Below are 24,880 nucleotides of genomic sequence, written 5' to 3'. Positions count from 1 at the left end.
CGGACGATGCATTCACACACGAACGAACGGATGAAACTGTTGAAACGCCTTGCCTTTGGGCTGCTCGGAGCCGTGATGGCGGTGCTCGTTACGGCCACGGTACTTGAAAAGATATACGGTACGGATTTCGCCGCTGCGCATATCTACGGCGCGGGCTGGTTCGCCGCGCTTTGGGGTGCCCTCACCCTCGCGGCGCTGGCCTGCCTGTTCCGCCGGAAATTGTGGCGCAGGCCCGCCGTCCTGTTGCTGCACCTCTCTTTCGCGGTCATCCTCGCGGGGGCTTCCGTGACATGGCTCTTCGGCCGGCAGGGGACGTTGCACCTGCGCACGGGCGATCCCGGGGCGACCGCATTCGCCGGCCGTGACGGTTCGGAGCAAATACTGCCCTTCCGGGCCCGGCTGGACGATTTCCGCATCGAGTATTATGCCGGCACCCGTGCGCCGATGGATTTCGTCAGCCTTCTCACCCTGACGGCCGACGACGGGTCGCTGCACGGTGAAGTCGGCATGAACCGCATCCTGGTTTTCCGGAATTACCGGTTTTACCAGTCCGCCTATGACGAGGACGGACGGGGTACGACCCTCTCCGTTTCGTATGATCCGTGGGGCATCGGCATCACCTATGCCGGGTACGGGCTGCTGCTCGTTTCCATGCTGGCGTTCCTGTGCGACAGGCGCGGGGGTTTCAGGCGGTTGCTGCGCAGCCCTGCGCTCCGCAAGGCGGCGCTGTGCCTTGTCCTCTGTACGGCGGCCGTACAGGGTGCCCGGGCGGCTGACACCTTGCCGCAGACGCTTCCGCGCGAGGTCGCCGCGGAATTGGGCGACCTGTATGTCTACTACAACGACCGTATCTGTCCGTTGCAGACTCTGGCTAAGGATTTTACGGTGAAACTCTGCGGGAAGAGCCGCTACCGGGGACTTACGCCCGAGCAGGTGCTTTCCGGCTGGCTGTTCTATTACGACGACTGGAAACGCGAACCGATGATCCGCATCAGGAGTGCCGGGGCACGCCGCCTGCTGGAGGTCGGCGGGCGTTATGCGCGGCTGTCGGATTTCCGCAACCGGGTTAACGAATACCGGCTCGAAGGGGCTGCCGGGCGTCCGGCGGGCGAGGCCGATGAGAAATTCAACATCATCGGGATGATCTGCACGGGCAGTATGCTGCGGATTTTTCCCTATACCGACCCTTCGGACAGCCTGCTGCGCTGGGCGTCGCAGGTCGACGACCTGCCGCGGGAGCTGCCTCACGGGCAGGCGCTCTTTATCGGCCGGGCCATGAACTACGTCAGCGAACTGGTCGTAAAACGGGATTGGGCGGGGGTCGCAGGGGTGTTGCGCAAGATCCGCAACTACCAGCAGAAGGAGGGCGGGGCGCATATGCCTTCCGGGCTGCGTTTCCGTGCCGAAAAACTTTATAACCGGCTCGATTGGTCGCTGCCGCTCGCCGCGGCATTCATCCTGATCGGGATCGGAGGATTCCTCGAAGCCTGCCGCCGGATGGTGCGCGGGCGGGCTTTCGGGGCGAAAACCCGGGGCTGGCTCCTTGCGGGCGTTGCCGCCGGAGGACTGTATCTTACGCTGATGCTGGCGCTGCGGGGCTATGTCAGCGGCCACTGGCCTGTTTCGAACGGCTATGAAACGATGCGCTTCATGGCATGGTGTACGCTGCTGCTCACGCTGCTCTTCGCCCGCCGCTTCCTGTTCCTGCTGCCTTTCGGTTACCTGATCGCCGGGCTGTCGCTGATGGTTTCGATGATGGGGGAGTCGAACCCTCAGATCACGCAGCTGATGCCGGTTCTCGACTCGCCGCTGCTCTGCATCCATGTGATGCTGGTCATGGCGGCCTATGCGTTGCTGGCGTTCGTCATGTTCGGCGGCGTGGCAGGGGTCGTCCTGCACCGCCGCGCCCGCGGGGTGGCCGCGCAGTTGCAGGCCGTCAGCCGGCTGATGCTCTATCCGGCCGTCTTCTGCCTCGCTGCCGGTATTTTTGTCGGTGCCATCTGGGCCAATGTGTCGTGGGGACGCTACTGGGGCTGGGATCCCAAGGAGGTGTGGGCGCTCGTCACGCTGCTGGTTTATGCGCTGCCCCTGCATGCCGGTTCCCTGCCGTGGTTTCGCCGGCCGTTGTTCTTCCATTGGTTCTGCATCGCGGCGTTCCTCTCGGTGCTGGTCACCTATTTCGGGGTCAATTTCCTGTTGGGCGGCATGCACAGTTATGCCGGATAGGGGAGTGGCGGCCCGGGGCGGGATGCCCCTTCCGTGCGTCCCGGTCGTCCCTATCGTATGGCGGGGCCGTCATTGCGCAGCCGAGCGGTAAACCGTTCCGGCAGACGGGGCATGGCGCCGTGCTGCGAGCAGACGTGGGCCGCGACATCCACGGCCAGCCTGTGTGCTTCCCCGATGCCGAGCCCCGAGAGCAGGGCGGCCAGGAACGATGCTGTGAACGAGTCCCCGGCACCGACCGTGTCGGCTACTTCGACGCGCGGCGTGGGGATATATGACCGGGTGTCGGGGGCGAATACCGAACTCCCGGCGGCGCCGCAGGTGAGGATCACGATCCGCAACCCGTACCTGTCGAGCAGCGTGCGGCACTGCTCCCCGGGCTGCATCCCCTCCAAGCCGAACATGCTGCCGACCACGGCCAGTTCTTCGTCGTTTATCTTCAAGATGTTGCACTTCCGCAGCGACTCTTCGACCACCTGCTGCGTGTAGAAGTGCTGCCGCAGGTTGATGTCGAAGACCTTGTATTGTCCCTCGCCGTCGGGCATCGTTTCCAGGAAACGCCCGATCGTGCGGTGCGATACGGGGCTGCGCTGTGCCAGCGACCCGAAGCAGGCTGCACGGGTGTGCCGGGCGAGCTCCTCGATCTGCGGGGTGAACGGTATGTTGTCCCAGGCTACGCCCTGCCGGATCTCGTAGCTGGGGATGCCCGCCCCGTCGAGCGTGACTTCGACCGTCCCGGTCGGGAACGGCACCGTTTCCAGTATATGTCCCACCCCTTTTTCGCGGAGCTGGTTGCGGAGTTCGCGTCCCGCCTCGTCGTCGCCGACGGCGCTGATCGCGCAGCTGCGCAGCCCGAACTGCGACATGTGGTAGGCGAAATTCGCGGGGGCGCCGCCGATCTTTCGCCCTTCGGGCAGTATGTCCCAGAGTGCTTCGCCGATCCCGACAACCCACTCTGTCTTTCGGTTTGCTTCGGTATTCATTGTCGTTTGCGTTTGCTGCGAAGTTAACGGTTTTGCTCGATATTTTTCCGCTTGCGCGGTGTTTTTCAACATGGCGTGAGGCATTTGGCCGTAATTTTCGCGGCATTCGGTTTGTCCTGCCGGGACGGTTTCCGACGACAGGGCGGACGAATTATGCCCGGAAAGTTTGTATTGAACGGCTTTTGTCTTATTTTTGTCTGACACAAAACCCGAACCCATGATGCTGCGAACCCTTCCCGCCCGATCCGGCTTCCTGTGGGTGTTCTTGGCGTGCATTTTCCTCGCAGGATGTACGCGGCACCCGAAATACTCGCTCCAGACCGAAGCGGTGCTGGAACGGCTGGATGCGGAACTTTCCCGCAAGGATCGTTACCAGCAGTGGCGGCAGGCGCAGAACGACAGCCTGCGCCGGGAGGTGGCGCGTGCCCGCAACGCCGGCGACCGGGCGTGGCGCCTGTTCGCCGTGTCGCAGAATTACGTGACCTACCAGCTGGATTCGGCGGCTTATTACGTCGACCGCCTTTACCGGCTGGCCGCCTCTGCCGGGTCGGAGGATATCCGCCGCATCGCCCTGCTTGCCGACATCGACGTCTGGCTGGGCCGCGGGCAGCTGGGGCTTGCCGAAGAACTTTTCCGCAGGATAGATACGGCCGGCATGTCCTCTGCGGAGTATGCCGCATGGCATTCGCGCTACTCCTCGATCGCCGCCCGGCGTGCGGCCGAAGCCGAGGACGGAGCCGTGCGGTCGGCATGGCGCGATACGGTGGTGCGAGTCAGGCACATATCCGTGCCCGGGCAGTCGGAGTGGACGCAGGCGCGGATCGCCGCTGCCGCTCTGCGCGACAGCGGCCGCTTCGCCGAGGCCGTACAGTTGCTCGAGCCCTATACGGCCAAAAATCCCGACTACCAGGAGCTGGCGCTTCTCTATTACGGCCTCGCAGGCATCGCGCGGGCGTGGGGCGACGACGACCTGCGGCTTTATTACCTGGCCGAATCGTCCGTCGCCGACCTGCGTGCCGGCACCCGTTCCTATGCCTCGCTGTACGACCTTGCGCTGCTGCTGTTCGACCGCAAGGATTACGACCGTGCGGCAGCCTATATGGGCAGCGCGTCCGATGACGCCATGCACTGCCGGTCGATGGTGCGCATACCGGTCTCCTCTTCCGCGGCCGTCAAGATCAGCGAGGCCATCTCCTCGAACATCGCCCAAAGGCAGGCCATGATGACCACGACGATCTGGTTGGCCGGTGTCTTCCTGGTCGTCCTCATCGGTATCCTCTGGTGCGTGCTGTGGCAGCACCGCCGCCTGCGCGGCAACCACCGGCAGCTGATCGACATGAGCGCCCAGTTACAGGCGAAGAACGACGAGATGCAGGCCAAGAACGACCATATCCGCGAGATCAACGGCGCGCTGGTCGACTCCAACCGGATCAAAGACCGTTACGTCTGCCACTATATCGACCTTTCCGTCCATTACATCAAGCAGATCGACACTTTCCGCCGCGAGGTCTGCCGCGTCGCCCGCAACAAGGGCGTTGACGAACTGGTGCGCTGGCTGAACACCTCGCAGGCCGTCAGCGGCGAATATGCGAAGTTCTACCAGTCGTTCGATTCCTCGTTCCTCGACATCTTCCCGCAGTTCATCGAACAGGTCAATGCCCTCCTGCAGCCCGAGTCGCATTTTGCGCCCCGCGCCGACGCATCGCTGACCACCGAGCTGCGGATTCTGGCGGCCATCCGGCTCGGGATTACCGACAGCGGACACATCGCTTCGCTGCTCAACTGTGCCTCGGCGACGGTCTATACCTACCGCACCAAACTCCGCAATGCGGCGCTGGATCGGGACAATTTCGAGCAGCAGGTGTCGCGGATCGGTCTCTGACCGTTCGGGAAGTCTATATAATCCGGGGTGTGGATACGGTTTCTAACACTATGATTTGTAGTGCTATATAGATCGAAAAACCTCTATATAGTTCTATACGTGCACTGGAATAATCATAAATAATAGGTATTTTTGTCCTAATCCCGGCGACGGAACCATTTAACCAATCATAATTATGCTAACTAAAACTTATTTTCGCAGAAAGCTCGCGCAGGCGTGCGGGCTGGGACTCGTGCTGTTCGCTGCCGTTGCATGCGCGCCGCAGCAGAATGTGCTGACCAAAGAGGAGGTTGCCGACGGCTGGCAACTGTTGTTCGACGGCAAGACGCTCGACCAGTGGAAGGACTACAACGGCGAAGAGCTGACCATGCCGTGGCATGTCGTCGACGGCTGCATCCAGGCCAAGGGCGACGGCAGCGACCTGGCTGGCTACATCGTTACGAAGAAACAGTACGAAAACTTCATCCTCGACTGGGACTGGAAACTCTCCCACGGAGGGAACAGCGGTATGATCTACCACGTCGTCGAAGACCCCTACTTCAAGGTACCCTACGTAACAGGCCCCGAATACCAGCTGATCGACAACGAGGGCTGGGAAGAGGTCAATGCCCCCAACAAACTCGAAGAGTGGCAGAAACTGGGCGTGGACTACGCCATGCACCTGCCCGATCCCGATTCGCTGTTCGTCAACCCGCAGGGCGAGTGGAACTCGTCGCGCATCGTCTTCGACAACGGCCATGTCGAGCACTGGCTCAACGGCCACAAGATCCTCGAATTCGAAGCCTGGACGGACGACTGGTTCGCCCGCAAGCACAGCGGCAAATGGGAGACCGCACCCGAATACGGCCTTGCGCGCCGCGGTGTGATCTGCCTGCAGGATCACGGTTCGCCCGCTTCGTTCCGCAACCTGAAGATCAAGGAGCTGCCCCGCAAGGCCGGCCGCGAGGTCGAGCTGTTCAACGGCAAAGACCTGACGGGCTGGGAGGCCTACGGCACGGAGAAGTGGTATGTCGACAAGGATGGCAACATGGTTTGCGAGAGCGGCCCCGACAAGGAGTACGGCTATCTCGCCACGCGCGAATATTATAACGATTTCGACCTGACGCTCGAATTCAAGCAGCTGGCCAACGGTAACTCGGGCGTCTTTTTCCGCTCGTTCGTCGAGCCTCCCGTGAAAGTCCACGGCTGGCAGTGCGAAGTGGCCCCCAAAGGCTTCGATACGGCCGGTATCTACGAGTCCTACGGCCGCGGCTGGCTGGTTCAGATCCCCGACGAGAAGGAGGACATCCTGCGGGAGGGCGAGTGGAATACGCTGCGCCTGAAAGTCCAGGGCGACCGCGTGCAGACGTGGCTCAACGGCGAAGAGATGGTCGACATCACCGATGCCAGGATCGGCGCCGCACAGGGGCGCATCGCCCTGCAGATCCACGACGGCGGCGGGATCAAGGTGCTCTGGCGCAATTTCCGTCTGACAACCTTATAATTACCACTAACCTGAACACGATATGAGTACCCGCAGGAATTTTCTGAAAACACTGAGCGGCATGGCGCTGCTGACGGTCGTCCCGCGCCATGTGCTCGGCGGCCCGAAACACGTGGCGCCGAGCGACCAGCTCACCAAAGGCATCATCGGCGTCGGCGGCATCGGCAAGAGCAGCTACCATTTCACCAGCACCAAGGAGTGCCGTCTGGTGGCGGTCTGCGACGTCGACAGCAAGCATCTCCAAAGCGCGCTCGACCTGGGCAAAAAGCGTTTCAACGAGACGTTGCAGTCCTATCGCGATTTCCGCCGCCTGATCGCCGACCCCAATGTCGACATCGTCCATATCGCCACGCCCCCGCACTGGCACGGCATCATGGCCGTTGAGGCCGCGAAGGCCGGCAAGGACATCTGGTGCGAGAAACCGATGACCCGTACCATCGGCGAGGGCAAGCGCGTCGTGGAGGCCGTCAAGCGCAACAACCGCATCTTCCGCCTCAATACGTGGTTCCGTTTCACGGATACCTTCTATGGCCTGGGCACCACCGTCGAGCCGCTCAAGAAGCTGATCGACAGCGGCCTGCTGGGATGGCCGCTCAAGGTGACCATCTCGGGCACCACCGGCTTCACCTGGAAATTCTTCTGGGTGGGCAAGGAGAACCTCGTCCCGCAGAGGGTTCCGTCGAATCTCGACTACGACATGTGGCTCGGCCCGGCCCCCTACAAGCCTTACAACGAACACCGTGTGCACCAGACTTTCCGCGGTTACTGGGACTACGACGGCGGCGGCCTGACGGACATGGGGCAACACTACATGGATCCCGTGCAGTACCTGCTGGGCAAGGACGAAACTTCGCCCGTGAAGGTCGAGGTCGACGCCCCCGAGCAGCACCCCGACGCCGTGGGTATCTGGCGTAAGATCGTCTATACCTACGATGACGGCTGTCAGATCGTCCTCGAAGGCGAAGGCTTCGAAAGCGGCGGCGACACGCCTTATATCGAAGGCCCGCTGGGCAAGGTCTACAAAGGGTTCCGCTGCACGATCCCCGACATCATGGAGAAACTGGCCGAGATGCCCGACCCTGCGCCGCAGAACACCGACTTTTTGGAATGCGTCCGCACGCGGAGCAAGTTTGCGCTCGACGAGCAGAAGGGACACCGCAGCTCGACGCTCGTGAACCTGGGTGCCTGCGCCCTGCGTTTGAACCGCACGCTGCATTTCGACCCCGACAAACAACTCTTCATCGGCGACGATGCCGCCAACCGACTGATCGACCAGCCGATGCGCGGCCCGTGGCATATTTAAGCACCAGTTACCATGAAAAAGATAATCATACGACTTTTTATGCTGGGAGCATTGGCCGCCCTGCTGCCCGCAGGAGCCGCCGCCCAGCAACCGGATGCCCGCCAGCGCACGACGGAAACCATCGTCGCCGACGGACTCGCACAGCTTCCCGCAGCCGATGCCAAGGTTTTCAACCAGGTGATGGGCGAACTGGCCGCCACCGGAAGCAAGGGTGTCGAGATGATCGCCGCCATGCTCGTCCCTGCCGACAAGGGCAAGAACGCCACGTTCGAATACGCCCTTAACGGCGTGGTGGCCTATGTGACCGACCCGGCGCACGAAGCGCTGCGTGACGATGTCCGCAAGGGCCTGCTGGCAGCTATCGACCGTTGCGGCGACGACGCCAACCGGGCTTTCCTTTTCTCGCAGCTGCAATTCTGTTCGACGGCCTCCGATGCCGCCGCCATGGCTCGTTATCTGGACGACCCCTACCTGGCCGGCTATGCCCTCCGGGCACTGATCTCGACCCCGGGTACGGAAGCACTGCTGCTCGCCGAGGCCGGCAAGGACGACCTTACCGCTGCCCGCAAACAAGCGCTCGCCTATGCTTTCGCTGAAAAGCGGCTTGCCGCTGCCGAACCGTTTCTCCTGACATGGCTCGAAGGTGCCGATGCGCAGACCGCGGAGCAGATCTATAACGCACTGGCCGCCTGCGGTTCGCAGGCCTCGCTCAAGCCGCTGGCCGCTGCCGCAGCCAAGACCGGCTACGCATGGGATGACGCCGGCGCTGCGGACGCTTACCTGCGCCTGCTCGCAAGGCTCGCCGCCGCAGGCGACGCCCGGGCCGTAAAGGCCGCCAAGGGGCTGCTCAAATGCGACCTCCAGTACATCCGCGGCGGTGCGCTCGCGATTCTGGTCGATGCCCTCGGCGTGCAGAAGGCGATGCCCTATGTGCTCAAAGCCCTTGCGGAGGGCCCCGCGGAGTACCGCTTCGCCGCCCTGCAATCGCTCGGCAAAGGCGACGACAAACTTTTCGCACAGGTTGCAGCCGGCATGCCGCGCTACGATGCCGCCGCGCAGGCCGCCGTTATCGGATGGCTCGGGGAGTGCGGCGCCGTGTCGCAGGCCGATGTGATTACGGCCGCCGTAGCGTCGCCCGACGGCTGCGTGGCCGAGGCCGCAATTGCCGCCTCGGGCCGTATCGGCGGCGAAAAGGCGCTACGGGCATTGGCCGGGGCGCTCGAAGGCCCCCATGCCGGTGCCGCGATGAAAGCCCTCCTTGCATTCAACGGACAGATCAACCCCGAAGTGGAACGGCTGCTTGCGAAGGATGATGCCGGGGTACTTGTTCCCGCGCTCAAACTGGCTGCCGCACGCCGCATGTCCGCAGCCGCAGACCGGGTGTTCGCATTGCTCGGCTCCTCCGACGCGGAGGTTCGTGCCGCCGCTTACGGGGCGCTTCCCTTCGTCGCCCAGCCGCAGCACATGGATCGGCTCTCCGCATTGCTCGACGCTTCCGATGAGGCCCACACGGCCGCGATCCAGTCGGCGCTGATCCGCACCTCGGGGCAACTCCCCGCCGACAGGCGGTACAGCGCCGTCGCAGGTTATATGAAGGCCTCGGAAACCCCTGCGCGTTACTATCCCGTGCTGGCGCAGAGCGGCACGCAGGAGGCTGTTGCCAGCCTGCTCGACGGGTTCCGCTCCGGGAACCGCGACGCGGCTTTCGCCGCCCTGCTGACGGTCGAAAATCCTGCCATGACCGATATCCTTTACGGGATCGCTGCCGAAAATCCGATGCTCACCGACCGCGCCCTCATGCGCTATGCCGACCTGGCTTCGCAGGCCGCCGTGACCCCGATCCGCCGCTACCAGCTTTACAGACAGGCTCTCGCTCTCAGGCCTTCGGCCGCCGTGCAGGCCAAATTGCTCGGCTACCTTTCGGGCGTATACGCCCTCCCGGCACTGATGCTGGCCGCCGAATACCTCGACGATGCGCAGACCGCTGCCCCGGCCGCCGCGGCCGTGAAGACCATCGTTGCCAAGTGCAACCCGATGCCCGGCGGCGAGGCTGTCCGCAAGGCTTTGGAGCGGGCGCACGAGGTCTATAAAGAACTCGCCAAATCCGACGCCGACGCCGGGTATGCCGTGGATGAGATCACGGGACTGCTCGGTAAGATTCCGGCGGACGGATTCGCCGTGCTGCCGACCAACGGGCTCGCGGGATGGACGGCCGTGGCCGTGAATCCTGCCGAGGCGAAGAGGCTGCCTGCCCGTCAGGTGGCGAAGCTCCGCAAAGCCGCCGGCGAGGCGGTGGCTGCCAACTGGGGCGCTGCGGACGGCCTGCTCGAATTTGCCGCCGAGACTCCCGCGACGATCGGGACTGAAAAGGAATACGAGAATTTCGAACTCTGGATCGAATGGCGTTCCGAGGGCGAGGCCGGCATGGCCGTGCGCTCGATGCCGCTGATCCGCCTGGGCGGTGCCGCCGGGACGGGGCTCGCGGACGGCAAGGCCGCCCGAACCGTTGCCGACAACGCTCCGGGGACGTGGAATACGCTCTATGTTAAGGTCGTGGACGATCGCATCACGCTGGTGGAGAATGGCGTGAAAGTTGCCGAAAATGCCGTGATGACGAACCTCTGCGCGCCCGGCGAGCCGGTTTATGCACAAGGCCGTATCGAACTGGCCGGACAGGGTGCTCTTGTGGCCTTCCGGAACCTCTGGATCAACGAATTGCCGTCGACACCCGTTTTCTCCCTCCCGGCCGACGAGGCTGCCGCGGGCTACGAGGTGCTCTTCGACGGGCGTTCGCTCTACAAGTGGACGGGCAATACGACCAATTATGTGCCGCTGGACGGTACGATCGACGTGACGGCCACCTACGGCGGTTCGGGGAACCTTTACACCGTCGGGGAATACGGCGATTTCATCCTGCGCTTCGAGTTCCGGTTCCTCACCGAGGGCGTCAACAACGGCATCGGTATCCGTACGCCGATGGGTGTCGATGCCGCGTTCCACGGGATGGAGATCCAGATTCTCGACCACGACGCCCCGATCTACAAGGACATCAGCGATTACCAGCAGCACGGTTCTGTTTACGGCGTCATCGCGGCCGACCGCGTGAAGTTCGGCGAGCTGGGTGAGTGGAATACCGAGGAGATCCGTGCCGTGGGCGACCGCATTACGGTCACGGTCAACGGTCGGGTGATCCTCGACGGCAATATCCGCGAAGCCTGCCGGGGGCATAATGTTTCCGAGGACGGTTCGAAGGTCAATCCCTATACGGTCGACCACCGCAACCACCCGGGGCTTTTCAATAAGTCGGGCCATATCGGCCTGCTGGGCCATGGTGCCGGCATCCAGTTCCGCAACCTGCGTGTGCTGGATCTGGGCGCGGGCCGCAAATAACAACCGCCGGGGCCGCCTCCCGTCCGGATCTCTTTCCGGACGGGCGACCCCCGGGGGACGGCGCGGGAACGCTCCGCACCCGATCCCGAAACTTGTAACCTGTCGGGCGTGCCGCGCCGCAGCGGATCCGCCGCGGACGGAGATTGAGCCCCGGCCGTGCGAATTGCGGCGCCGCCCGATATAACCTTTTGGAGGATTCCGATGAAAAACGAACCGACCGTTTCCCGCCCCGTGCGGATTGTGGTGATAGGAGCCGGGAACCGGGCCAATAAGTACCTCGAATATGCCCGCCGGTATCCCGACCGGCTGCAGCCCGTCGCCGTCGTCGATGTAAACGACCTGCGCCGCCATGCCTTCGCGCGGGATTTCGGACTGCCTGCCTGCAGGAGCTATGCGCATTACGACGACTTCTTCGCCGATGGCGTCGAAGCCGACATGGTGCTGATCTCGACCCCCGAGAACGTCCATTTCGACCCGGCGGTCAAGGCCATCGACGCGGGATACCACATCCTGCTCGAAAAGCCGATCGCCCAGCACCTCGAAGAGTGCCGCGAAATCGCCCGCCGTGCCCGCGAACGGGGCGTGATGGTCGGTGTGTGCCATGTGTTGCGCTACCATCCCTATTTTGCCAAAATCCGCGAGATCGTCGCCTCGGGCGAGCTGGGGCAGGTCGTCTCGGTCAACCATACCGCCTCTGTCGGTCTCGACCGTGCCACGCACAGCTACGTGCGCGGAATTTTCCGCCGCGAGCGGGAGTCGAATCCGATCCTGCTGGCCAAATGCTGCCACGACATCGACTTCCTGCTGTGGCTCACCGGCGCGCATTGCCGCAGCCTGTCGTCCTTCGGCTCGCTGCGCTGGTTCCGTGCGGAGAATGCCCCCGCGGGTGCGGGCCGCCGCTGCCTCGACTGCGCGATAGAGTCCGCCTGTCCTTTTTCGGCACGCGACCTCTATTATGTCCGCCGCGACTGGGTGGCGAACTTCGATGTCCCCGAAGGCAAGACCCTCGATGAGACCATCCTCGAGGAGCTTCGCACCGGGATGTACGGCCGTTGCGTCTACCACTGCGACAACGATGTGGTCGACCACCAGCTGCTTGCGATGGAGATGGAGGGCGAGGTGACCGTGAGCCTTTCGATGGAGATGTTCACGGCCGACGATTTCCGCAAGACGCACGTCCGCCTGACGGGCGGCGAGATCGATGGCGACGAGAGGACGCTGCGCGTGCGCAGGTTCCGCGGCGGCGACGAGCGGACTTACGATTTCTCGGATATCGTGGGGCAGCCGTTCCATGCCGGTGCCGACCTGCACCTGATCGGGGATTTCATCCGGGCGCTTCGCGATCCGGGCTATCCGTTCCTGACGACCATCGAGGATTCGATCGAAAGCCACCGTATCTGCTACGACGCCGAGCGCAGCAGACGCACGGGGACGACGATCCGCGTGGACGGGACGAAATAACGCACTACGGAAAAAGGCCGGATTATCCGGCCTTTTTTTCATTTTTAGCACCGTCTTTGCTACCTTTGCCGGAAACGGCCTCCCATGGAAATCCTCTATCGATGGATCGACGGCATCAACGACGTGCTGTGGTCATACCTGCTGGTCGCACTCCTGCTGGGGTGCGCCGTCTGGTTCACGTTGCGTACGCGCGGCGTGCAGTTTCGTATGCTGGGTGAGATGGTGCGCGTGCTGGGCGAGTCGGCCGGAAGCGGCCCCCGGGGCGAGAAGCATGTCTCGTCGTTCCAGGCATTCGCCGTGTCGCTGGCCAGCCGCGTCGGCACGGGGAATCTGGCGGGTGTCGCCACGGCGATCGCCGTCGGCGGGCCGGGCGCCGTGTTCTGGATGTGGGTCATCGCCCTGCTGGGCGCGTCGAGCGCCTTCGTCGAATCGACCCTCGCCCAACTCTACAAACGCAAGGGGCGGGACTCCTATATCGGCGGCCCGGCCTACTACATGGAACGCGGACTGGGCAAACGCTGGATGGGCGTCCTCTTCGCCGTGCTGATCTCCGTGACATTCGGTTTCGCCTTCAACTCGGTGCAGAGCAACACGATCTGCGCGGCCTGGGAGGGTGCTTTCGGCTTCGCCCACCATTGGGTCGGCGCCGGCCTGACGCTGCTCACGCTGCTGGTCATCTTCGGAGGCATCCACCGTATCGCCCGGGTGAGCGGGGTGGTCGTCCCGGTCATGGCACTGGGGTATATCGTCCTTGCGCTGGGCGTCGTGCTCTTCAATTTCCGGCGGTTGCCCGAGGTCGTGGAGCTGATCGTCGCCAATGCCTTCGGTTGGGAGCAGGCGATGGGCGGCGGTGCCGGCGCAGCGCTCATGCAGGGCATCAGGCGCGGCCTGTTCAGCAACGAGGCAGGCATGGGCTCGGCGCCGAACGTAGCCGCAACGGCCCATGTGTCGCATCCGGTCAAGCAGGGGCTGATCCAAACCCTCGGGGTCTTTACCGATACGCTCGTGATCTGCACCTGTACGGCCTTCATCATCCTCTTCGGCGGAGTCCCCGACGCCTCGCTGTCGGGCATACGGCTTACGCAAGCGGCGCTGGTCGGTGAAATCGGCCCTGCGGGCAGTGTCTTCGTCGCTGTGGCGATCTTCCTCTTCGCTTTCAGCAGCATTATCGGGAATTACTACTACGGCGAGGCCAATATCCGGTTCATCACCCGCCGCCCCTGGGTACTGACCCTTTACCGGGTGCTGGTCGGTGTGATGGTGCTGTTCGGGGCGCTCGCCACGCTCGACCTGGCCTGGAGCCTGGCCGACATCACGATGGCCTTCATGACCCTCATCAACCTCGTGGCGATCGTCCTGCTCGGGCGCCAGGCGTTCCTGTTGCTGGCCGACTACGTGGGCCAGCGGCGCCGCGGCATCAAAAACCCGGTCTATACCCGCGACCGTATTCCCTCGCTTGAAGACAAGGCGGAGTGCTGGTAGCACCCCGCCCCGTATACCTTGCTGCGGAAACGATCTATTGCACGAACCGCCGTGTCACGCGGAATCGCTGCATGGCCGCCACCACGAGGTAACTGGCGGCGAAGGCGAGGCATGCGATCAGCAGGATGCGCAGGAGCGTCGGCAGAGCCGGAATCCGGGCGACGAGGTCATAGCCGGCCTGCACGAGGATGAAGTGGCAGAGGTAGATGCCGAACGTCGCGCCTGCCAGCCGCGAGAGCCATGCGCGGGGCTTGAAGTCCAGCTTGCGCACGATCACGAAGACCGGGTAGGTCATCATGAAGACGTTGATGCCCGCGAAATACCATACGATCTCAAGGTACGCGTAGTTGCCCGGGAAGTGGTTTTGCAGGGCGACGTATCCGAAGGCCGTGATCAGGTAGCCCGCAATGAACATCGGGATACAGACGGCCAGTGTCCGGCGCCAGTCCCATGCGGGCGGGAATTTCACCAGGTAGTATGCCAGCACGAGGTAACCCGCGAAGCCCGAGACGTAGTAGAACGTCCCGAATTCGTTCCAGTCGCAGACGCCGTAGAGCCCCATGTTCCCGAAATTCCCCGTGTAGCCCAGCATCGGCGCGAACATCTTGGCGTAGGGCAGCAGCAGGGTCACGCCCCATACGCCGAGCAACGTTTTGAGTTCGCTGCGCGAGGCCCTTTCGAGCCATGCGCTGATCACGGGCATGATCAAATACAGCCCTGCGAGCATGTAGAGGTACCACAACGGCGTAGTGTCGAACGTGAAATTGAATACGAATGTCCAGAGTTTGTGCAGCGTGGCGCCCCAGGTGAAATTTTCGGGGTCGATCGCCGGGCTCTGGCTTGCGGTGACGTAATTGAGGTAGACGTAATAAAGCAGCGGCAGCACGACCGACCAAAAAACGAGTGCCGCGAGAATACGTCCGATGCGCTTGCGGTAGAAGCCGGCGAGGCCGGTTTTCACCGGGAGCAGCAACACGCCCGTCATCATGACGAACAGCGGCACGCAGCAGCGCACGAAACTGCCCGAAAAGGCTCCGGTGAGGAATGCGGCGCGGTCGTTGTCGAACTGGCCGACAAAGGGGTCGCAGCAGTGCGAAAAGACCACCAGGAAGCAGGCGGTCACGCGCAACAGGTCTACCCAGCCGATGCGTTCGCGGGCCGGGGCGTTCGGGTTGGGAAGTCGGGTCTCCATCTGTTTGTCGGGGTTAATCGGATTTTTGCGAAGATACGAAAAAAAGCGCGCCGCCACGATTTTTTTCGCAGCGGTGCGCCGTTTTTTGTGCCGGGACGTGCGGTTTTTTATGCCCTGCCGTCCTGTTCGGGCCGGAATACACCGTCTCGCCCGCCATTGCGTCCTTGTTCGGGCATTCGGTTTTTGCCTCCCGGCTCTTTCGTCAGAGCTCTTGCCTGCCGCCGCTTGCGCTTCAGCCATTACGTCCCGGCCCTTGCCTTCCGGCCCTTTCGTCCCGGCTCTTACCCCGCCCTTGCGTCGGAGCCCTTGTCTCCCGGCTGTCCTTGCGCCGGGACGCACGGTTCGCCGCGCCCGGTGCCGCCTGCCGGTCAGTTCACGACGACCGTCGGGAAATATTCGCGGAAAAGCGCCGCGGCACGTTCCGACTGTTCCGGGGTGTTCTCCTGTACGCCTGCGAGCCTGTACTCTTTGCCCATTGCTTCGTATTTGTGAACGCCGAGCGTGTGGTAGGGCAGTATCTCTACCCGCTCTACCTGTTTGTAGCCGCCCAGCCGTTCGCCCAGCGCGCGGATGTCGGCCTCGGCGTCGCTGTAACCCGGCACCAGTACGTAGCGCAGCCAGAACGGCTTGCCGTGTTCCTCGAGCCATGCCGCCGTGCGCAGCGTCTGCGCGTTGTCGCGTCCCGTGAGCGTGCGGTGGCGCTCCGGGTCGGCCTGCTTGACGTCGAGCAGCACCAGGTCGACCAGCCCCAGCAGCTCCTCGACCGCCGGGTTCCAGACGCCGCCGTTCGAGTCGAGGCAGACGTGGATGCCCGCCCCGTGCAGCTGCCGCACGAGCGGCACCAGCGCCGTGGCCTGGAACGTCGGCTCGCCGCCCGAGAAGGTCACCCCGCCGCGCCGTCCGAAGAACGGTTTCTGGTCTGTGGCCATGCGCAGGATCTCTTCCGCAGGCGTGGGCTTTCCCCCGCAGGCGTCGATCGTATCGGGGTTGGCACAGTAGAGGCAGCGGAAATTGCAGCCTTGCAGGAAAACGACGAGCCGGAGTCCCGGCCCGTCGAAAGTTCCCATCGATTCGTAGGAATGTATTCGAAGCATAATCTGAATATTGTCGCCCTGCTCGCGGTTGGTCGGCGTAATCTGCGGCCTGCAGGCCGCAATTTATAAATCCGACCCCACTCCGCACCCCTCCCTTGAGAGGGGCTTGTGTCCGCCTGCGGCGGAAATCCGGCGTGGTGTGGCGCGGCAGTGGCGGCTGAAAATTTACATCCTCTCGTGGAAGCTGCGGCTGATGACCTCCAACTGGTGTTCGCGGCTCAGCTTGGTGAAGTTCACGGCATAGCCCGATACGCGGATCGTCAGCTGCGGATAGTTCTCGGGATGCTCCATGGCGTCTTCGAGCATCGCACGGTTCAGCACGTTGACGTTCAGGTGGTGTGCGCCCTTCGTAAAGTAACCGTCGAGCATCGTCACCAGGTTCTCGATCCGCTCCTCTTCGGTCGGGCCCAGCGATTTGGGGACGATCGAGAAGGTATTCGAGATGCCGTCCTGCGAGTCGCGGTAACGGAGTTTGGCCACCGAGGCGAGCGAGGCGATGGCACCGCTCTTGTCGCGTCCGTGCATCGGGTTGGCACCCGGTGCGAAGGCCACGCCCTTGGCACGTCCGTCGGGCGTCGCGCCGGTTTTCTTGCCGTACATCACGTTCGAGGTGATGGTCAGCAGCGAAAGCGTCGGGCGGGCGTTCTTGTAGACGGGCAGTTTCTTGAGCTCCTCGCTGAAGAAGTACACGAGGTCTACGCCCAGGTGGTCTACGCGGTCGTCGTTGTTGCCGAAGCAGGGGAATTCGCCCTGGATGTCGAAGCCTTCGCTGAGCCCCTCGGCGTTGCGGCGGGTGGTCACCTTGGCATATTTGATGGCCGAGAGCGAGTCGAGGGCGATCGAAAGCCCCGCCACGCCGTAGGCGAGGTTGATGCGCGGGTCGGTGTCTACGAACGCCATCTGTGCCTTCTCGTAGTAGTACTTGTCGTGCATGTAATGGATGATGTTCATCGCCTCGTTGTAGACGCGGGCGATTTCGGTCAGCACCATCTTGTAGTTGCGCATCACCTCCTCGAAGCGCAGCGGGCCCTCCGAGAGCGCCGGGATGCCCTTGACCATCAGCGTGCCGGTGTTCTCGCAGCGGCCGCCGTTGATGGCCAGCAGCAGCGCCTTGGCCAGGTTGCAGCGCGCGCCGAAGAACTGGATCTGGCGGCCGATGTCCTGGTACGATACGCAGCAGGCGATGCCGTAGTCGTCCGAATGGCGCACTTCGCGCATCAGCTCGTCGTTCTCGTACTGGATCGAGCTGGTGTCGGCCGAAACCTTGGCGCAGAAATCCTTGAATCCCTGCGGCAGGTCGGGGCTCCACAGGATCGTGAGGTTGGGCTCGGGCGACGGGCCGAGGTTGTAGAGCGTCTGCAGGAAACGGAACGAGGTCTTGGTCACCTTCGTGCGGCCGTCGTTGAAGCGTCCGCCGATGGCTTCGGTCACCCACGTCGGGTCGCCGGCGAAGATGTCGTTGTAGGACTGCATCCTCAGGTGGCGTACCATGCGCAGCTTGATGACGAACTGGTCGATGAGCTCCTGTGCGAACACCTCGTCGATGTTGCCGTGCGCCAGGTCGTATTCGATGAAGATGTCGAGGAACGACGACACGTTGCCCAGCGACATCGCGGCGCCGTCCTGTTCCTTCACGGCTGCGAGGTAAGCCATGTAAACCCACTGCACGGCCTCCTGTGCCGAATGCGCCGGGCGGCTCAGGTCGAGCCCGTAGTATTCGCCCATCGTGCGGATCTCCTTCAGCGCCTTGATCTGCTCGGCGACCTCTTCGCGCAGGCGGATGCGGGCGTCGGTCATCGGGCCGGTCAGGTTGCGCAAGTCCTGCTGCTTGGCTTCGATCAGGCGGTCGGTGCCGTAGAGCGCCAGGCGGCGGTAGTCGCCGATGATGCGGCCGCGGGCGTAGTTGTCGGGTAGGCCCGTCAGGAAGCCCAGCGAACGGAACGAGCGTATCTCCTCGGTGTAGACGTCGAACACGCCGTCGTTATGCGTCTTGCGGTAGTGGGTGAAAATATCCCTGACCTTCTCGTCCACGTCCACGCCGTTCTCCTTGCAGGCGCGCGATACGACGTTGATGCCGCCGAAGGGCTTGATGGCCCGCTTGAGCAGCTCGTCGGTCTGCAAGCCCACGATCAGCTCCTGTTCCCTGTCGATATAACCCGCCTTGTGCGAGGTAATGGTCGAGACGGTGGCGTTGTCCAGCGAGCGGACGCCGTTGTTGGCGCGCTCCTCTTCGAGTGCCTTGAGACAGAGGTTCCAGATGTGCTTGGTACGTTCGGTCGGGCCCTGCAGGAAAGACGCGTCGCCCAGGTAGGGGGTGATGTTCGTCTGCACGAAACTCGTGACGTTGATCTCCTTGCTCCAAAGCCCGTCGATAAAGGTTTTGTTCAATTCCATAGAATGTTATTCAAAATGAGATTAAAATTGTCGTATTTGGGAGCCACAAAGGTATGTTATTTTTATCACAATACCGAACCCTGCGGAGTATTTTCTTAAAAAAACTTAAAAAATACCTGACAATGGGGAGCTTCCGCCCGCGGGCTTGCACGGGGCGGGATTATTGCGTAGTTTTGCGGGAGTAAAATATCCCCGTTATGGAAGAGCTGACACTTACCACCCCGGCGCTGCTGTTCTCCGCCGTTTCGCTGATCCTGCTGGCCTATACCAACCGGTTTCTTTCCTATGCCCAGTTGGTTCGCACGCTCAAGGAACAACACCTGCAACACCCCTCGAAAGTCACCCGTGCGCAGATCGACAACCTGCGCCGCCGCCTGCACCTCACGCGTACGATGCAGATCCTGGGTGTCACGAGCCTGTTCCTGTGCGTGGTGACGATGTTCCTTCTCTACGTCGGCCTGATCCTCCTTTCCGCCTATGTCTTCGGTGCGGCGCTGTTGCTGCTGATCGGGTCGCTCGGCGTGTCGATTTGGGAAATCCAGATTTCGGTGCGGGCGCTGGAGATCCACCTGCACGACATGGAGAAGTAATTCGCCGGTCTTGTCCGGTCGCGCGCCGGCCTCCCTTTCCACAGGGAGATGCCGGGCTATGACTGCGGCGGTTCCGCTTCCCATGCCATAACGCTGAAAAAACGAAGATGCCGCGACATCCCGTCACTGCATCTCCCACTAACCTACTTATGTAACCTAAAACCAACTTGGAAACCTTCTTCCGGTTCCCGCGTTGCAAAGATACGGGGCCGTCGTTACGGGGGAATGACGGCCCCGTTACGTTCCGGCGACAAATGCCGCCCTGTCCGGGAAAATCCTCCGGCGGGGCCGATTGCCGGCCGCTTTTTGCGGGTGCCGCTTTTGCCGGGCGGCCTGTCGTATTCCGGCTGAGTTTGTCGGGGCGTTCAAAAAACCCTCCTTTGAAAAGGAGGGTTCGGGTGATGTCCGTATAGGAGCCCCGTGCTATTTTTTGTGCTCCAAAAAATAATGCTGCGATTTGAGCAGGTTGCGGGCCTGCAGGATCATCGTTTTGGTTTCGTTGAGGATCGTCAGGTAGAGGACGCTGGCGCGTGTGCTCACCGTCTCGTCGCCGTTGATGCGGCGCAGCTGGCTCTTGATGGCCTCGACGATCGTTTCGAAGAGTTTGTCGCGCATCTCCAGCACCATGTCCAGGTCGGAGAAATCCTTGGTGCGCAGCATGTCGTTGATCTTGTCGAAGATCGCTTCCACCTGGTCGTTCACGCGCATCAGGTCTACGATCTGCTCCTTCGTGAGCCCCTCGTGGTTGTTGTTGATGTGTTCGTATGCCGGGCGTGTTATGTGGATCAGCGCCTTGGTCACCTCCGAGAGGTAATCCACCACCTGTACGTAGAAATGTCCCGTGTCGATGTCGCACTGTTGCAGGCGCCGCAGCGTAGGCATGATGCCGTACTTGCGGTCGCGCGCCTCTTCGAAGAGCTTGTCCGACGACTGTACCATCTCCTTGAGCACCTTGCGGTTCTCCTTGAATACCGCCACCAGCGTACGGTTGTAGATGCGCGTCACGTGCTCCATCGTCGTGCAGACCTCGCCGATGCAGACGCAGAGCACCTCGTCCGGGGTCTCGGCCCTGACGACGGGCGATTCCTTGGTTTCGGCGGCCTTGATCTGCTCGACGTTGCGGTGGCTGCGAACCAGCAGCCATGCGCAGAGTGCGACGAGCACCGTCACGGCGATCCAGCCGCCCCACAGCAGGAGCAGTGTCACGCCGAAGGCGATCAGGAATCCGCCGAGCGCCGTGATGAACCAGCCCGAGATGACGGCCATCACGCCCGTAATGCGGTATACGGCGCTCTCGCGTCCCCAGGTGCGGTCGGCCAGCGACGAACCCATGGCCACCATGAATACCACATAGGTCGTCGACAGCGGCAGCTGGTACGAAGTGCCGATGGCGATCAGGATCGATGCGGCCGTGAGGTTCACGACGGCGCGGATCATGTCGTACGGCGCCGACGAACGCTCCTCTGCGGGCAGCGGTTCGAACCTCCGGTCGATGGCCTTCTGCATGCGGACGGGGATCAGCCCCGTCCACATCGTGTTGAGCACCAGCGTGGCGCGTACCAGGCTGCGCGAAATGAACGTCGAGCCGAAGCGCTCTTCACCTTCGTGCTGCGAGGCGAGCGACAGCTCGGTCTCGGTGACATGCTGCGATTTCTTCGAGAAGAACAGTGTCAGCACCATCACCAGCCCCGATGCCAGCAGCAGCAGGAAATTGGCGCGTGCCGGTTCGGCCAGTTCGCCCATCATGATCGACTCGCTGCCGGCCTCGCGAGCGATCTGCCATGCGTCGTAGCTGGCCAGCGGCACACCGATGAAGTTCACCAGGTCGTTCCCCGCGAATGCCAGCGCCAGCGCGAAAGTGCCCGAAAGGATCGTGATGCGCATGATGTTGAGCCGCATGCGCTGGAGGAGCCACAGCACGACCGACGATGCGGCCCAGAATGCCAGCAGCGTTACCAGCACGTGCTCCCCGACGTAGTCCGCCACCGACGTGGGGATCAGCCCCGAGCTTTTCAGCCCCTTGAACAGGGCGAAATAGAGGATGCCCGCCAGCGAGATGCCGCACCATACGGCTCCCCAGCGGCGGAACACCGGTGCGAAGCGGAACGAGAAGATCAGCCGCGAGATGTACATGAACAGCGACCCGGCGGCGAATGCCAGCGCCACGGAGAGCAGGATGGCCGCGATGATGGCCATGGCCTTGCCCGTGTTGATGTATTGCGAAAGGTCGGCTATGGAAGCCCCGGCGTCGCCCCAAATATGGAACAGCGCCGCCGCGACCCCGGCGCCCAGCAACCCGAAGACCATCGACACGGTGGTCGACGTCGGCAGCCCGAGCGTGTTGTAGAGGTCTAACAGCAGGATGTTGCCGAGCATCATGCCCAGGAAGAGCATCATGATCTCCTGGAAGGAGAATTGTCCGGGGTAGAATACGCCGCTTCGGGCGACCTCCATCATGCCGCTCGACGTGAGCGTCCCGACGAGGATGCCTGCGGCCGCGATCCAAAGTATGACGCGCCGCGGGGCGACTTTCGACCCCAGGGCCGAGTTGAGGAAATTGACCGCGTCGTTGGCCACGCCCACGACGATGCCCATCACGGCCAGCAGGCCCATGATGATTACGATACAAGTGAATAGGGGACTCATGGTTTGTTTTGTTTCTGGATTTTTCCGCCGTAAAGGTCTGAAACGAATATTACAAAAACGTTACAGTCCGGTTGCGCCCTTATGAATGTTTGCGCAGGGTGAAAACGAATTCCAGCCCGCCGCGTTCGCCGTTGCGTACGGTGATCGTCCCGCCGTGGATCACGACGGCGTTTTTGACGATCGAAAGCCCGAGTCCCGTGCCGCCCAGCTTGCGCGAGCGCCCCTTGTCGATACGGTAGAACCGCTCGAAGAGGTGCGGGAGGTGTTCTTCGTCGACGCCGATGCCGTTGTCGGCGAAAAGTATCGTGCATGCCTCTGCCGTGTCCGAAAGCAGGCGGATGAAGATGTCGCGCCCGCCCGAGTAGGCCGCGGCGTTGTCCGCCAGGTTGCGGAAGACGGAACTCAGCAGCGAGGGGTTGCCCTCGACCTCGACCGGGCCTCGGAAATCGCAGTTCACGCGCAGCCGCTGCCCCTCGGGGCGCAGCTCCATGTCGGCCCTGACCTCGTCGATCAGGTCGTTCAGCACCACGGGTTCCTTGCCGATGAGCTCCCTGCCCTCGTCCATGCGCGTGATGGTCGAGACGTCGGAGAGCAGGTGCCGCAGCCGTTCGACCTGCGCACAGCTCTTTTCGAGGAACGCCGTGCGTTTCTCCGCCGTCAGGCAGGGGTTGGCCAGCAGCGTTTCCAGATAACCCTGAATCGCGGCCACGGGGGTCTTCAGCTCGTGGTTGATGTTGTTGGTGAGCTGTTTCTTGATACGGATCTTCTCCTGCTCCTCGTGCAGCGCCAGGGCATGTTCCCGGTCGCGGTCGGCCGTCGTGCGTTGCAGGCGGGCGTAGAGGCGGATGATGTGGTTCGAGATGTCGCCCAGCTCGTCGTGGGGGAAGGTCTCCCGCTCGTCGATCCGCTCGCCCCGCTCGGCGCGCTCGGCAAATTCGTTCAGGCGTGTGATGTTGTGCCCCAGGCGGCGGGTCGTGAAGTAAGCCGCAATGCTCATCAGCAGCGTGACGCCCAGCATGAACCACAGGAATTCCCAGTCGGCCGCGAGTACTTCGCGCAGCGAAACGGAGTAGGGAACGGCCGAGCGGACGATGATCCCGTCGCCCTTCATGGCCGAATAGAAATAGTATCGGTCGGTGCTTTCCGAGTGGCGGTGGATGGTGTAACCGGTGTCATGGGCGAGCGCCTCGGTGACTTCGGGGCGCCCGAGGTGGTTGGCTGCGGGCAGCGAGTCGGCCGAGTTGTCGAACAGGACGCCCCCGTCGTCGTCGATGACCGTTACGCGCAGGTCGCCATAAGGAAGGGGATGATCGGCGAGGAATGCCCCGGGTGCGGTGCCCTCGCCGAGCGCGTCGAGCAGCCGCAGGTTGAAGAGTTGCAGCCGGGCATCGAGCCGCTCGGCCTTGAAACGCTTTTCGCGGCTGTACTGGAAGGTGACGAAGCAGGCCACCAGCGCCCACGAAAAGGCGAGCAGCAGCAGGAACAGCCGCCTGTGGTAGGAAAACCTACTCCTCAAAACCGTAGCCATAGCCCAGGCGTGTTACGATGTGTTCCCCATAAGGGCCGATCTTGCGGCGCAGGCGCGTGATGTTCACGTCGATGGTGCGGTCGAGCACGATTACCTCGTCGCTCCACACCTGCCGCAGGATCTCTTCGCGCGAGAAGATCTTGCCGCGCGAGGAGAGCAGCAGCGCCAGGATTTCAAACTCTTTTTTGGTCAGCGCCAGCGGCTCCCCGTCGATCGTGCAGACCTTGCGCGTGAGATCCATCCGCAGCCCTTCGAACGCCACGGCCTTCTCTTCTGCGGCCGGCTGTGCCGTGCGGCGCAGCACGCTGCGTACGCGTGCGAGCACCTCGCGGATGGAAAAGGGCTTGGCGATGTAGTCGTCGGCCCCGATGTTGAGTCCTGCCACCGTGTCGTCCTCGGTGTCCCTGGCCGTGCAGAAAATGATCGGCACACCGGCAGTCTCGGGGCGCGACTTGAGCTGCCGCGCCATCTTGAATCCGCTCGTTTCGCCCATCATGACGTCGAGCAGGATCAGCGAATAACGTTCGGGGTGCATGTCGAGTGCCTGTTCGGCGCTGTAAGCCACGTCAACCTCATAGCCCTCGACCTCGAGGTTGAACTGCAGAATCTCACACAGCGATTCTTCGTCGTCGACTACCAGGATTTTGTACTTTGTCATAACTGTTACGGATTGGAATCCGGCTCAAAAGTACGTAACAAACCGCTTTTTGCACCTCCCGTGCCGCATATTTAACCGAAATGTAACAGACTCTCACTCACCCAGCACGGCCATCTGCTGCCGGATCGACTCCTCGTGGATGGCCTGCAGGACGGAACGCATGAATTCCCGGTCCATACCCATCCGGACGGCCTGATCCGCCCGCCGGGTCAGCAGTTCCCCGTAGCGCTGCGCCTGCAACACGGGCATGTTGTGCTCTTTCTTGTACTGCCCGATATCGCGCGAGACGCGCATACGCCGCGAGAGCAGTTCGAGCAGTTCGTCGTCCAGCTTGTCGATTTGCGACCGCAGTTCGGTCAGGCTTTCGGTCGTGGCGTTGGTTTCACGGATCACGAGGTTGCGGCAGATGTAGGCCAGTCCCTGCGGCGTCACCTGCTGTGCCTTGTCGCTCCATGCGCAGTCGGGCGAGCAGTGTGCCTCGACGATCAGTCCGTCGAGCCCCAGATCCATGGCCTGCTGCGAGAGGGGGGCGATCAGCTCGCGGCGCCCGCCGATATGGCTCGGGTCGCAG

At 62.5% G+C, this 24,880-nt stretch carries 16 protein-coding genes; 8 read left to right on the top strand and 8 right to left on the bottom strand.

All coding sequences use genetic code 11. The features are described from left to right. Window positions 1-30 precede the first annotated feature (30 nt). Window positions 31-2,226: a cytochrome c biogenesis protein CcsA gene (gene ccsA, locus B3C38_RS01275; RefSeq protein ID WP_286724526.1), complete on the top strand. Its 2,196-nt coding sequence runs from the start codon at window positions 31-33 to the stop codon at window positions 2,224-2,226. A gap of 50 nt (window positions 2,227-2,276) precedes the next feature. On the opposite strand, the gene B3C38_RS01270 is transcribed toward ccsA, so the two are convergent. Then, window positions 2,277-3,206 carry a carbohydrate kinase family protein gene (locus B3C38_RS01270; protein WP_286724523.1) on the bottom strand — a complete coding sequence of 310 codons (930 nt, stop codon included), beginning with the start codon at window positions 3,204-3,206 and terminating at the stop codon, window positions 2,277-2,279. A 217-nt stretch (window positions 3,207-3,423) separates the two neighbouring features. On the opposite strand from B3C38_RS01270, the gene B3C38_RS01265 reads away from it, so the two are divergent. The 6 genes from B3C38_RS01265 (at window position 3,424) to B3C38_RS01240 (ending at window position 14,207) form a co-directional block, all read left to right on the top strand. Beyond that, window positions 3,424-5,088, top strand: a complete 1,665-nt coding sequence (locus B3C38_RS01265) for a DUF6377 domain-containing protein (protein WP_286724522.1) — start codon at window positions 3,424-3,426, stop codon at window positions 5,086-5,088. Window positions 5,089-5,263: 175 nt separating this feature from the next. After that, window positions 5,264-6,571 (top strand): 3-keto-disaccharide hydrolase, encoded by a 1,308-nt coding sequence (locus B3C38_RS01260; RefSeq protein ID WP_022333895.1) that lies wholly within the window; start codon window positions 5,264-5,266, stop codon window positions 6,569-6,571. Window positions 6,572-6,593: 22 nt separating this feature from the next. After that, entirely contained in the window at window positions 6,594-7,874 is a 1,281-nt protein-coding gene (locus tag B3C38_RS01255; protein WP_032135443.1) for a Gfo/Idh/MocA family oxidoreductase, read from the top strand. A 39-nt stretch (window positions 7,875-7,913) separates the two neighbouring features. After that, window positions 7,914-11,264, top strand: coding sequence for a DUF1080 domain-containing protein (locus B3C38_RS01250; protein WP_286724518.1), 3,351 nt, complete (start codon window positions 7,914-7,916; stop codon window positions 11,262-11,264). Window positions 11,265-11,465: 201 nt separating this feature from the next. Beyond that, a complete protein-coding gene (locus B3C38_RS01245) occupies window positions 11,466-12,725 on the top strand; it encodes a Gfo/Idh/MocA family protein (protein ID WP_022333892.1) in 1,260 nt (419 codons plus the stop codon). 84 nt (window positions 12,726-12,809) lie between these two features. Beyond that, window positions 12,810-14,207, top strand: coding sequence for an alanine/glycine:cation symporter family protein (locus tag B3C38_RS01240; protein WP_022333891.1), 1,398 nt, complete (start codon window positions 12,810-12,812; stop codon window positions 14,205-14,207). 34 nt (window positions 14,208-14,241) lie between these two features. Here the strand turns inward: B3C38_RS01240 and B3C38_RS01235 are convergent, their stop codons facing one another. From B3C38_RS01235 to pflB, 3 genes are all read right to left on the bottom strand, one after another. Further along, window positions 14,242-15,399, bottom strand: coding sequence for an acyltransferase (locus B3C38_RS01235; RefSeq protein ID WP_022333890.1), 1,158 nt, complete (start codon window positions 15,397-15,399; stop codon window positions 14,242-14,244). A gap of 368 nt (window positions 15,400-15,767) precedes the next feature. Then, window positions 15,768-16,493: a pyruvate formate-lyase-activating protein gene (gene pflA / locus B3C38_RS01230; protein ID WP_153918885.1), complete on the bottom strand. Its 726-nt coding sequence runs from the start codon at window positions 16,491-16,493 to the stop codon at window positions 15,768-15,770. Window positions 16,494-16,658: 165 nt separating this feature from the next. Then, window positions 16,659-18,887 (bottom strand): formate C-acetyltransferase, encoded by a 2,229-nt coding sequence (gene pflB / locus B3C38_RS01225; protein ID WP_055202718.1) that lies wholly within the window; start codon window positions 18,885-18,887, stop codon window positions 16,659-16,661. Window positions 18,888-19,084: 197 nt separating this feature from the next. Here pflB and B3C38_RS01220 point away from each other — a divergent pair, with 197 nt between their 5' ends. Further along, window positions 19,085-19,477 (top strand): DUF2721 domain-containing protein, encoded by a 393-nt coding sequence (locus B3C38_RS01220; RefSeq protein WP_022333887.1) that lies wholly within the window; start codon window positions 19,085-19,087, stop codon window positions 19,475-19,477. 423 nt (window positions 19,478-19,900) lie between these two features. Here the strand turns inward: B3C38_RS01220 and B3C38_RS01215 are convergent, their stop codons facing one another. The 4 genes from B3C38_RS01215 to B3C38_RS01200 form a co-directional block, all read right to left on the bottom strand. After that, entirely contained in the window at window positions 19,901-22,123 is a 2,223-nt protein-coding gene (locus tag B3C38_RS01215; protein WP_286724509.1) for an inorganic phosphate transporter, read from the bottom strand. Between the two features lie 79 nt (window positions 22,124-22,202). Next, on the bottom strand, window positions 22,203-23,651 hold the full coding sequence (locus B3C38_RS01210; protein ID WP_022333885.1) for a sensor histidine kinase: 1,449 nt from the start codon (window positions 23,649-23,651) through the stop codon (window positions 22,203-22,205). Next, entirely contained in the window at window positions 23,629-24,309 is a 681-nt protein-coding gene (locus B3C38_RS01205; protein ID WP_018696193.1) for a response regulator transcription factor, read from the bottom strand. The genes B3C38_RS01210 and B3C38_RS01205 overlap by 23 nt, the downstream gene beginning before the upstream one ends. A gap of 93 nt (window positions 24,310-24,402) precedes the next feature. Further along, window positions 24,403-24,880 (bottom strand): chorismate mutase (locus B3C38_RS01200; RefSeq protein ID WP_286724491.1); only part of this gene is annotated, 478 nt, incomplete at its 5' end.

The sequence above is a fragment of the Alistipes sp. UBA1686 genome (assembly GCF_002320215.1).
GTDB classification, from domain to species: domain Bacteria; phylum Bacteroidota; class Bacteroidia; order Bacteroidales; family Rikenellaceae; genus Alistipes; species Alistipes onderdonkii.
Note: the sequence above shows the minus strand (reverse complement) of the source record. Positions and strands in the feature narration are given on the sequence as shown.

Coding starts and splice junctions, on each gene's coding strand:
- B3C38_RS01265 (WP_286724522.1), top strand. CDS start 3,424: ATGATGCTGCGAACCCTTCCCGCCCGATCCGGCTTCCTGTGGGTGTTC.
- B3C38_RS01245 (WP_022333892.1), top strand. CDS start 11,466: ATGAAAAACGAACCGACCGTTTCCCGCCCCGTGCGGATTGTGGTGATA.
- B3C38_RS01235 (WP_022333890.1), bottom strand. CDS start 15,399: ATGGAGACCCGACTTCCCAACCCGAACGCCCCGGCCCGCGAACGCATC.
- pflB (WP_055202718.1), bottom strand. CDS start 18,887: ATGGAATTGAACAAAACCTTTATCGACGGGCTTTGGAGCAAGGAGATC.
- B3C38_RS01270 (WP_286724523.1), bottom strand. CDS start 3,206: ATGAATACCGAAGCAAACCGAAAGACAGAGTGGGTTGTCGGGATCGGC.
- B3C38_RS01205 (WP_018696193.1), bottom strand. CDS start 24,309: ATGACAAAGTACAAAATCCTGGTAGTCGACGACGAAGAATCGCTGTGT.
- B3C38_RS01240 (WP_022333891.1), top strand. CDS start 12,810: ATGGAAATCCTCTATCGATGGATCGACGGCATCAACGACGTGCTGTGG.
- B3C38_RS01210 (WP_022333885.1), bottom strand. CDS start 23,651: ATGGCTACGGTTTTGAGGAGTAGGTTTTCCTACCACAGGCGGCTGTTC.
- B3C38_RS01250 (WP_286724518.1), top strand. CDS start 7,914: ATGCTGGGAGCATTGGCCGCCCTGCTGCCCGCAGGAGCCGCCGCCCAG.
- B3C38_RS01220 (WP_022333887.1), top strand. CDS start 19,085: ATGGAAGAGCTGACACTTACCACCCCGGCGCTGCTGTTCTCCGCCGTT.
- ccsA (WP_286724526.1), top strand. CDS start 31: ATGAAACTGTTGAAACGCCTTGCCTTTGGGCTGCTCGGAGCCGTGATG.
- pflA (WP_153918885.1), bottom strand. CDS start 16,493: ATGCTTCGAATACATTCCTACGAATCGATGGGAACTTTCGACGGGCCG.
- B3C38_RS01215 (WP_286724509.1), bottom strand. CDS start 22,123: ATGAGTCCCCTATTCACTTGTATCGTAATCATCATGGGCCTGCTGGCC.
- B3C38_RS01255 (WP_032135443.1), top strand. CDS start 6,594: ATGAGTACCCGCAGGAATTTTCTGAAAACACTGAGCGGCATGGCGCTG.
- B3C38_RS01260 (WP_022333895.1), top strand. CDS start 5,264: ATGCTAACTAAAACTTATTTTCGCAGAAAGCTCGCGCAGGCGTGCGGG.